3 protein-coding genes are annotated in these 2,794 nt (G+C 63.3%); all 3 read left to right on the top strand.

Annotated elements, in window-relative coordinates; genetic code table 11:
- Nucleotides 1-88 precede the first annotated feature (88 nt).
- Genes K728_RS0106860 through K728_RS0106850 form a run of 3 tightly spaced genes read left to right on the top strand, consistent with a single transcriptional unit; the run spans nucleotide 89 to nucleotide 2,716 of the window.
- Nucleotides 89-712 (top strand): TetR/AcrR family transcriptional regulator, encoded by a 624-nt coding sequence (locus tag K728_RS0106860; protein ID WP_162148034.1) that lies wholly within the window; start codon nucleotides 89-91, stop codon nucleotides 710-712.
- Complete coding sequence (locus K728_RS0106855; RefSeq protein WP_019483856.1) at nucleotides 709-2,274, top strand: MDR family MFS transporter; 1,566 nt, start codon at nucleotides 709-711, stop codon at nucleotides 2,272-2,274. The genes K728_RS0106860 and K728_RS0106855 overlap by 4 nt, the downstream gene beginning before the upstream one ends.
- Nucleotides 2,275-2,278: 4 nt before the next feature.
- Nucleotides 2,279-2,716 carry an SRPBCC family protein gene (locus tag K728_RS0106850; protein WP_019483857.1) on the top strand — a complete coding sequence of 146 codons (438 nt, stop codon included), beginning with the start codon at nucleotides 2,279-2,281 and terminating at the stop codon, nucleotides 2,714-2,716.
- The last annotated feature ends 78 nt before the right edge of the window (nucleotides 2,717-2,794 follow it).

Raw genomic sequence — 2,794 nt, 5'->3', positions numbered from 1 at the left:
CGGCGTTTAACGGCAACCCGACGGACGAATTGTGCAGAGCCGCAATTTTGCAGTTGTGTAAAAGGTTGTCCAGTGCCACAATAGTTTGGTGAGTCAACTAATTTCCTTGCGGGACCGAAAGAGGACAGAGACCTGGGCTGCGCTGCATGATGCCGCGGCCAGGCTCACCCTCGAAAACGGCCCGGACCGCGTCACCACCGAGGCGATTGCTGCCCAGGCCAACGTCTCGGCCCGCACCTTCTTCAACTACTTCGGCACCAAAGAGGACGCCATCCTCGGCCTCCAGGACCCCTCCATCCACGACTCCTGGCTGGCGGCCTTCGACGTCGACGCGGACCTCCTCGACCAGGTTTCCCGGCTCCTCGTGCAGGTGGTGCATTCCACTGAGGGTGGCGCCGACGGCGACAGCCTCCGGATGGAGGTGGTGCGGCGGTTCCCCCAGTTGCGCCAGCGCCGCTTCGGCTACTTCCTGAAGGTGGAACAGCTGGTCCGTGACGTCCTCACCGAAGGCATCACCGCCTCAGCCAAGTGGGCCGACGTCGCCCGGCGCCACCGGGCCGAAGACATTTCCCGGATGATCGTGCTGATCGCCGGAGCCCCCATGCGTTACGCGATGCAGGAATCTGCACACGCCCCCACACTAGACAACCAGTTCGCGGCTCTCAGTACCGCCAACGCACTCCTCAGAGAGGTCCTCCCGGAAATTCAATGAGTACCACAACCAAAACCGCTCCAGCTGTCGTTGTCGAGAAGCCCACCGGCATGCTCCTGTTGTTCATCGGCCTGATGCTCTCAATGCTGCTGGCAGCCCTCAGCCAGATGATCCTCAGTACCGCGCTTCCCACCATTGTGGGCGAGCTCAACGGGGTGGACCAGATGCTCTGGGTGATCACCGCCTACATCCTGACCGCCACCATCGTGATGCCGATCTACGGCAAACTCGGTGACCTGATGGGCCGCAAGAACCTGCTGCTCATCGCGATCAGCATCTTCATGGCTGGCTCAATCGTCGGCGGGCTTGCCCCCGACATGCCGTGGTTGATTACCGGCCGGGCCATCCAGGGCGTCGGTGGCGGTGGGCTGATGATCCTCTCCCAGGCGATCATCGCCGACGTCGTTCCCGCCCGCGAACGCGGCAAATATATGGGCGCCATGGGCGGGGTCTTCGCGTTCGCCTCGGTAGCTGGGCCCCTGCTTGGCGGATTCTTCACTGAAGGTCCGGGCTGGCGTTGGATGTTCTGGATCAACATGCCGTTGGGCATCCTCGCGATCCTCGTTGTCGTCTTCTTCCTGCACCTTCCCGGCAAGGAGAGGAAGCGGTCAAAGCCCGACGTCGCAGGCATGGTCCTCCTGGCCCTTGCCACCACCTCGATTGTGCTGGTGGGCACCTGGGGCGGCACCCGGTACGACTGGACCTCGTTGACGATCCTGGGCCTGATCGCTGCTGCGGTGGTCACCAGCGCAGCTTTTGTCCTGGTCGAACGCCGTGCGGACGAGCCGATCCTTCCGATGCACCTCTTCCGGGAACGCAACTTCAACCTCACCACCGCTGGCGGCCTGCTGATCGGCGTCACCATGTTCGGCGCCGTCGGCTACATGCCGACCTACCTGCAGATGGTCACCGGAGCAAGTGCCACCAACGCTGGCCTGCTGATGATCCCGATGATGGGGGCGCTGCTGGTCACTTCCACCGGATCGGGGCTGCTTGTCAGCCGGACCGGCCGCTACAAGTGGATGCCGATCGCCGGGTCACTGCTGGTCGCCGTCGCACTCTTCCTGCTCTCGACCATCCAACCCGCCACCGAGCTCTGGGTAATCTGCACGTACCTCGGGTTGCTTGGCGCCGGGCTGGGCCTCAGCATGCAGATCCTGGTGCTGATTGTGCAGAACACCTTCCCAAACCGGATGGTCGGGACGGCTACCGCCTCGAACAACTACTTCCGTCAGATCGGGGCCACCCTGGGGTCGGCCATCGTCGGTAGTCTCTTCACGACACGGGTCGCTGACCTGCTGACCGAGCGGCTTCCCGGCGGGGCGGTCAGCACCGAGGGTGGGGTCAACTCGCTCACCCCCGAACTGGTCTACACGCTCCCGGAGGCCGCGAGGAACGCGGTGATCGATTCCTACAACGACGCACTCACACCACTCTTCCTCTACATGGCGCCGCTCGGAATCATCGCCGCGATCCTGCTGTTCTTCGTGAAGGAGGCCCCTCTTGCGACGTCGATCGCCGCGGACCCTGAACCAGCCACCCAGGCCAGCAAGGCAGAATAGGGGCATGAGTTCCTACCTGATTACCCGTGAACGATTCATCAACGCCCCGGCCAGCGACATTTTCGAGGTCCTGGCGACCCCGGCGCTGCACAGCGTGATTGACGGCTCCGACACCGTCCAGGGCGAACAGCCAGGTGGACCGCAGCGGCTGTACGAGGGCGCCAAGTTCGGCATGGACATGCGGATCGGCGCGAAGTACAAGATCCTCAACAAGGTGACCGAGTTCGAGGAAGGCCGCCGGATTACCTGGCGCCACTTCACCAAGGCCACCTGGAGCTACGTCCTCGAACCGCGTGACGGCGGCACCCTGGTCACCGAGCAGTGGGATGCGCGTTCGGTGACTGGGAAGATTGTGCTGCGGCCGATGGGGTTCCTGCGGAAGAACCCGGTTGCCATGGAAAAAACCCTCATCAAGCTCGAAAACTACGTGACCAAACCCTGAGGTCAGCAGCTACTGGCCCTTACAGCAGCCCGACGCCGAACAGCAGCCCGAGCAGGTAGGTAGCGGCGGCCGCACCGA

The organism is Arthrobacter sp. CAL618 (assembly GCF_000468215.1).
In the GTDB taxonomy this organism is placed as follows: domain Bacteria; phylum Actinomycetota; class Actinomycetes; order Actinomycetales; family Micrococcaceae; genus Arthrobacter_D.
The sequence above is the reverse complement of the archived record's forward strand: the minus strand, read 5'-3'. Positions and strand labels throughout refer to the sequence as shown.

Bases quoted from the DNA above. Each gene is read 5' to 3' on its own strand.
- K728_RS0106855 (WP_019483856.1), top strand. From the start codon at position 709: ATGAGTACCACAACCAAAACCGCTCCAGCTGTCGTTGTCGAGAAGCCC.
- K728_RS0106850 (WP_019483857.1), top strand. From the start codon at position 2,279: ATGAGTTCCTACCTGATTACCCGTGAACGATTCATCAACGCCCCGGCC.